The sequence below is a fragment of the Okeania sp. SIO2B9 genome, from assembly GCF_010672505.1.
GTDB lineage: Bacteria > Cyanobacteriota > Cyanobacteriia > Cyanobacteriales > Microcoleaceae > Okeania > Okeania hirsuta.
This window is the reverse complement of the sequence record NZ_JAAHGK010000296.1, coordinates 1-6,628: the sequence shown is the minus strand read 5'-3', so window position 1 is coordinate 6,628 and position 6,628 is coordinate 1. Positions and strand designations below refer to the sequence as shown.

The window sequence follows — 6,628 nt, the reverse complement described above, 5'->3', positions numbered from 1 at the left end:
TAGCGACGTACAAGAGTCAGGAGGGAAAACAGTTATAAAGATTTGGCAATGGTGAAGATGGACAATATTTTTATACCTGTTTTCCCTCCTGACTCCTGTACGTCGCCAATCCGACGGCTCCCCTACCTGACTCCTGACTCCTACCTTCAAAAAATTTTATACCGATGCTACTGGATTTTATATGACATCCGTCAGATAGACTTTATCTGGCCGACCTCTTCCCTTGAAGAAGGAGACAGGAGACAGGAGACAGGAGACAGGAGGAAAATTACATGGGGATTCTAACCCCAAGTAATTTTGAACACCGTGTAGACGGTGAGGTATTAAACCCACAAAGAAAATGATAATTATTGTCCTCCATTGCTGACTATTTTAATGCACCATTTTAGCTGTGTCGGTCCACTACTACTAAAAAGCTAATATGACAGATAAACCTACAGATTATGCTGCTATTCTCCAAGCTGCAGGAAATCAATTACTATTACCTCCAGAGTGGTTAAAAATTGGTGCAAAAATTTATTCTCCTGAATATGGTATTGGTCAAATTACAGCAGTATTAGGCAAACGTTTAATTGTAGACTTTCTAGAAAATACAACCCCAGTACATTTTCCTGATTGGCAAATAGCAATTAATCAAAAACAAATTCATCAAAGAGATAGTAAAAATTTTCAGACTAAGAAGTTAAAACAGCCTGAAAAATCAAAGATTACTTCCGCAGAAATAGCAGCTATTCCCCGACCAGTATTTCAAACAATAGCCCAAGAATTTTCAGATAAATTAGTAGCTATAGAAAATACACCACCAACTCCAGGAAAACTTTATCCTTTGCCAGAAGATTTACCAATAACTCTCAAAAATTCTCTCATTTTACAAAAGATTACGGAACTCTATGAACATCAAATTGAATCATTAAACGCTCTGAGAAAAAAATTAGACCTTTGCATCTTTACCCCCACAGCTTCTGGTAAAACTCTCTGTTATAACTTAGGGATTTTAGAATCATGTTTACAACAACCTCAGACCACAGCATTATATATTTTTCCCCTCAAAGCATTAGCATTAGACCAGATGCAAAAGTTGGAAAAAATGGTCTCATACTTTCCCGAAAATTCTGTCAAAATTGGATTAATTACAGGTGACACATCCTCAAAACAAAGGAAAAAATTATTTATCCCCAACCCACCCAATATTTTAGGAGTCAGCCCAGATTTATTACACTATCAACTATATAGAATTAGAAGCAAAGATGGAGAAGGATGGCGTAAATTTTTTCAACAACTCCGCTATGTAGTTATAGATGAATCTCATACTTATAGAGGTGCTTTTGGCGCTCATTTTGCCAACCTAATGCGCAGATTAAAAATGGTGGTAGACAGAGTAGGAGGAAGTTCAAAAAAACTACAATTTATTTTTAGTTCAGCTACTATTGGCAACCCCGCAGAAATGGCAATGAGATTTAGCAACCGATCTGAGGAACCGGAACGACTTCATCTAATATCAAAAAGTGGTGCTGATAGTGCTGGTAGAACAATTTTATGTTTGGAACCTAGCGAAACTGCTAACCCCGATGCTTGTCAAATAATTCTGTCTTGGTTACGCCACGATCTAAGTGGGATAGTATTTTGTAATTCTCGCAGTGCTGTGAAAAAACTCCTGGGTATAATTAAGCGAATAGCTGATAAGAATGGTGAGAGTTATTTAGCAGATAAAGTGGCAATTTTTTATGGTTCTTTGCAATTTAATAGACGACAGGATATTATCCAAAAATTAGAAGCTGGTATAGTAAAAGTTATTCTTTCTACTTCTGCATTAGAAGCAGGAATTGATTTACCAGGACTTGATTGTTGTTTGGTGCGTGGTTATCCTGGTAGTTTAATGTCATGGCGACAGAGAATTGGTAGAGCAGGACGTAGAAATCCTGGGTTAGTGATGTTTTTACCAGTAGCTCAAAACCCGTTGGATAATTTCTATGGAAATAAACCAGATTTATTATTAAATGGTGAGGTGGAAAGTGCTGCTTTTAATCCAAATTATCCGACTATTTTGGGCAAACATTTAGAATGTAGTTGTGTCGAAAGTGGCCTACCTTTGAATGAAATAACAGAACGTTTTGGAGAAGTAGCTGGAGCTATTGCTGATAGTTTATTGAAACAAGAAAAAATCTATATTACTAACTCTTCTGAACTTTGGGGATATGGTTTTCCTCATCGGAATATTAATATTCGCGGTCATGCTCAAAATGATGTGGAATTAATCAATATTAATACTGGAGAAACTTTTGAAAAAATGCAAATGAGTCTTGCCCATCAGGAAGTTTTTCCAGGGGCAATTTATTTAGCCCAAAATTATGACAGTGAGTTAATTTTTTATCGTTCTGAGAATCTCGACTTAGATACAAAAAAAGCAATTTTAAAACCTTTAGGCAAAAATTGTAATTTAGAAAGCAAGCCAAAAACTGAGTTAGTTATTCAAGAAACTCAGCAATTAGCAAAATCCCAAATAATTCAAGCAAATATTCCGCACGCTAGATTAAGATTAAGTTTAATCTGGGGAGAAATTACCTTTTTAGTCACAGGATATGATTTGTTTGCTACTGAATATAAAAAAGGAGGTGAAATTACTAAAGTTGTAGATGGAGGTAGTTTCGATCCGCCCTATCAAACTCAATATCAAGCTCCAGTTGTGAAGGTAGAGATAAATTATGCTTTTAGCAATGCTATAGGGGAAAATTTTAGAGAAATTAAGGAGAAAATAAAAGAGAAGTATCAAGACAAAATTCCAGATAAATTCAAAAATTTATGGAGTTGTAATTCAGATTTTATTGCATTGCATAGTATGGGGCATCAACTAATGTTTGCTGTGCCTTTAGTAGTGTTAAGTTCGAGTCAGGATGTTCAATGGTTTGTGAAGCAAGAGAGAGGAGAAACTATCGGTTATTTTTTTGATACTTGCGATGGTGGAAATGGTGCGAGTGAAGCAATTTTTAATCAACTGTTGAAGTTTGCAAAGAAGGCAACAGAATTAGCAAAAAATTGTGATTGTGAATATGGTTGTCCCCGCTGTTTAACTCACCATAGTTGTCCTCAGCAAAATAGAGGTTTATATAAAGATTTAGGGTTGTTAATTTTGGAGGCGATCGCTGTTTAGGGAGTAGGGAGTAGGGAGTAGGGAATAGAAAACAAGAAAAACAACTGTACCTTAGTAACTTGAGAAACGCTATATCGCCCCTCGGTTATTCAGTCAAACTCTTACAAAGTTATATATGATATAATTATGAGTATTGACAAGTGATAACTGAAATTACACAGTTTTTGATGAGATTTTTATCCCTATTATTTGGTTAGAATAAAATTTATGAATACCGATATAGCTTTGTGGAAAGTTGTAATTAATCTGCCTGAATCTCTGAAAAAAGAACTGTTGAATTATGCAGAATATTTACGAGAAAAATATCCGAATAATCAACAATTCACAGAAAAGATAGAAACTGTTAAGGGTTATGGTAGTTGGGCAAATCAAATTATTATGTCAGATGATTTTGATGAACCATTAGAAGATTTGGCAGAATATATTTCAACAATGAATAATGAATAATGAATAATGAATAATTGTTGAACTCACACTTCTTGGGAATTGCAATGACACCTACCACCTAACACCTAAAAACTACCACTTACCGAATAATTAATAATTAAACAATTCAGGTTTAAAGCTTCCCCTTTTAAGGAGATAAAATCAAAAATTTTCCTTTTAGTCAATCCCCTTCTTTTAAGAATAAGTAATAATTAGGGCTTACCGATAAAATATAAAAGTATTGATATATAAAGGTTTGAGCATTTTTATGATTGAAAAAAGTGCCCCTGTTTCAGTTGAAAACCCTCAAAAAGCTAGTATTTTAGGCAAGAGTTGAGCAGAAAAATCATTCTGACAATTCTTACTCCTACCTCCTCGCTCATTCCCATTTCTCCTGACTTCCCCTCCTGGGAGGGGGAGGGGCGAGGGGTGGTTCGTCTCCTGTCTCCTGTCTCCTGTCTCCTGTCTCCTACCTCAGCAAAAAGACTTTCCATACGCAAACCCTAATTAATAATTAATTATTAATTATTAATTATTAATTGTTAATTTCTGACACTTTCTTCTCAATTTCACCATAAAAAAACCATCCATGTGTTCTCTATTAGGCCAAACTTTTACCCATCCTTCCACAGTGGGAGACACTATAAAATCAATAGTTGGCGCTTCAATTTCCCACTCAGAATTATTGGTCAAAAACTTCTCAATCACCTCCTCATTTTCTAAAGGATGAATTGTACAAGTTGCATATACCAAAACTCCGGCTGGTTTGACCCATTTGGCAGTATTTTCTAATAACTCACTCTGAAGTTTTGAGAGCTTTTGAATATTCTCTGGAGTTTGTCTCCACCTTGCATCCGCTCGACGGTGTAAAGTTCCTAAACCAGAACAAGGTGCATCTAATAAAACTCGGTCAGCTTGATTAATAAATTCAGGAAAACTTCGACTATCTCCTATATAAATAGAAATAGATTTTAACTGCAATCTTTCAGAATTTTGTTCTAACATTTTTAGTCGAGAAGCTGTTTTATCAATAGCAAAAATTTTGCCATTATCTCCTATTAATTCTGCTATGTGAGTTGTCTTACCTCCAGGGGCAGCACAGGCATCAATGATGATTTCTCCTGGTTGTGGATTTAATAAATAACTAACTAATTGAGCGCTACTATCTTGAACTGACCACAAACCCTCTTCATAACCCGGTAATTTTTGAATTGAACCTACTGCACCTGTTAGTCTTAAAAGTTGGGGAAATTGAGGTATCCAGTTAACACAAATACCTGTATTTTTCATAGCTGTTTCTACTTCTGTAATTGAGATTTTGAGTGGATTAATTCTTAAATCAAGACTCGGCGATTGATTGAACCATGAGCATAATTCTTCAGTTTCTCTTAAACCTAATGTCTCTATCCAATATTTAACTATCCAGTCAGGAAAACTATATAATGTTCCTAATTTTTGTACTGGATTTTTGGGCAAGTCAATCGTCAATTCTCGCCGAATATATTCTCTGAGTAAACCATTAATAAAACCAGTTAATTTAGCCAGTTTATTTTCTTTTGCTAGCTCAACTGTGGTATTAACTGCTGCTGATTCTGGAATTTGTGTTAAATAGGATAATTGATATAAACCAATATGGAGAATTATCCGTAAGTCTGGATGTTGTTGGTGAGATTTCTTTTTTGCTAATCGATCGATAATTGCATCAAGCGATCGCTGCCTTCTCACACATCCATAAACTAACTCTGTAACTAATCGACGGTTGGCATCAATTAAGTCATTTTTTCTCAAATGTTTATCTAGAGCAAAATCAGCAAAAGCTTCTTTTCGATACACTTCTTGGAGGATAATAAAAGCTAATTGACGAGGATTATTATTCACTACAATTAATTAAAAACAAATTAATAACTTTTTTGATTAATTACGAAATTATAGCATGATAATATAAATGCATGATTTTAACTTTAAAGAAGCGGTCAGCACTCAGCACTCAGTAATCAGTAGAATTATTTTTTTTACGTTTAGAAAGGGATTTCAAAACCTCCTAAACTATCCGGTTTATAGAAAGCGGGGATTTTAACCCAGAGTTCTAAAAGCTGATAGCTAGTTAAACTGTTCAAAATTTAAAATGGGTAGACAAATATTGACTGATTGAATAGTAAGCATTTCCTAGAGCTAATAGTTGAAAAGTCTTTCCCTATTCCCTATTTTCTTGAATAGTTTACTAAAATAAGTAGGGATTGCTGATTAAATATAAAAGTATTTACAGATAAAGGTTTTAGCCTTTTTTTGTTCAAAAAAAGTGCCTGTTTTTCAGCTCTTCACGCTCAAAAAGGAGCGTATTTTAGGCGCATAGTTGGGCAGAAAAATCATTCTTACAAAACGCCCGCTCCTACCTCCTCTAAGTACCCATTTATCCTGTCTCCTGTCTCCTGTCTCCTGTCTCCTACCCTCACCAATAAGACTTATGAGCGCAAACCCTAAGTAGTCAAACAAAACTAATTGTATATTTGATAGTCCGATTAAATAGGTAGGAAAAATTATTTTTATAGCATTGATTAAAGAAGTGAGGTACAACATATTGCCTATTGCTTATTCCCTGTTTCCTCTTCCCCATTAAAAAATGAAATTACAACTAGAAAACCAATTTTTTGTCGTAGGTCTAGCAATATTTGCAGAGAATCTAAAACTATTAGAAACATTTTTTTCTCATCTGCCAAAACAACTAAATATTGCATTCATAATAGTAGTCCAAAATCAATCTGCTAATTTTCCCAGTCACCTTGTCCAACTTCTAAAAGGAAAAACGATCCTCACAGTCCATAAAATAGAAGATGGAATGATAATAAACCCCTGGACTGTATATATTGTGCCAGAGGGAAAATATCTACACTTATGTAATGTTGATTGAGTATGAATGGATTGGAAAAATCTGTAGAATTATCAAACATACCAATCAAAAAGGTACTCGTTTTGAATATGTCTTGTCTTGTATTAATGATAACAAACCTTTTTTTACACCACACACGAAAAATTAATGCCTGTGTCTGTCGATCA

Annotated in this window: 8 protein-coding genes; 4 read left to right on the top strand and 4 right to left on the bottom strand. The window is 34.7% G+C overall.

All coding sequences use genetic code 11. The features are described 5' to 3' along the window. The first annotated feature begins 57 nt into the window (after positions 1 to 57). The 3 genes from F6K13_RS12535 (at position 58) to F6K13_RS12525 (ending at position 3,595) form a co-directional block, all read left to right on the top strand. A complete protein-coding gene (locus tag F6K13_RS12535) occupies positions 58 to 285 on the top strand; it encodes a hypothetical protein (protein ID WP_287287521.1) in 228 nt (75 codons plus the stop codon). Between the two features lie 136 nt (positions 286 to 421). Then, the gene (locus F6K13_RS12530; protein ID WP_124145245.1) at positions 422 to 3,148 is read left to right on the top strand and encodes a DEAD/DEAH box helicase; all 2,727 of its coding nucleotides are present in this window, start codon (positions 422 to 424) and stop codon (positions 3,146 to 3,148) included. A gap of 207 nt (positions 3,149 to 3,355) precedes the next feature. Then, the gene (locus F6K13_RS12525) at positions 3,356 to 3,595 is read left to right on the top strand and encodes a DUF2281 domain-containing protein (protein ID WP_124145246.1); all 240 of its coding nucleotides are present in this window, start codon (positions 3,356 to 3,358) and stop codon (positions 3,593 to 3,595) included. A gap of 293 nt (positions 3,596 to 3,888) precedes the next feature. Here the strand turns inward: F6K13_RS12525 and F6K13_RS12520 are convergent, their stop codons facing one another. The 4 genes from F6K13_RS12520 to F6K13_RS12505 all read right to left on the bottom strand — a co-directional run bounded on the left by F6K13_RS12520 (position 3,889) and on the right by F6K13_RS12505 (position 6,309). Beyond that, positions 3,889 to 4,068, bottom strand: coding sequence for a hypothetical protein (locus F6K13_RS12520; protein ID WP_124155173.1), 180 nt, complete (start codon positions 4,066 to 4,068; stop codon positions 3,889 to 3,891). Between the two features lie 34 nt (positions 4,069 to 4,102). Continuing rightward, positions 4,103 to 5,452 (bottom strand): 16S rRNA (cytosine(967)-C(5))-methyltransferase, encoded by a 1,350-nt coding sequence (locus tag F6K13_RS12515; protein ID WP_287287519.1) that lies wholly within the window; start codon positions 5,450 to 5,452, stop codon positions 4,103 to 4,105. 432 nt (positions 5,453 to 5,884) lie between these two features. Next, a complete protein-coding gene (locus F6K13_RS12510; RefSeq protein WP_124145249.1) occupies positions 5,885 to 6,151 on the bottom strand; it encodes a hypothetical protein in 267 nt (88 codons plus the stop codon). 5 nt (positions 6,152 to 6,156) lie between these two features. Further along, the gene (locus F6K13_RS12505; RefSeq protein ID WP_287242319.1) at positions 6,157 to 6,309 is read right to left on the bottom strand and encodes a hypothetical protein; all 153 of its coding nucleotides are present in this window, start codon (positions 6,307 to 6,309) and stop codon (positions 6,157 to 6,159) included. On the opposite strand from F6K13_RS12505, the gene F6K13_RS35110 reads away from it, so the two are divergent. Further along, positions 6,240 to 6,482 carry a chemotaxis protein CheB gene (locus tag F6K13_RS35110; protein WP_353735321.1) on the top strand — a complete coding sequence of 81 codons (243 nt, stop codon included), beginning with the start codon at positions 6,240 to 6,242 and terminating at the stop codon, positions 6,480 to 6,482. The two genes, F6K13_RS12505 and F6K13_RS35110, sit on opposite strands and share 70 nt — an antisense overlap. Positions 6,483 to 6,628 lie beyond the last annotated feature (146 nt).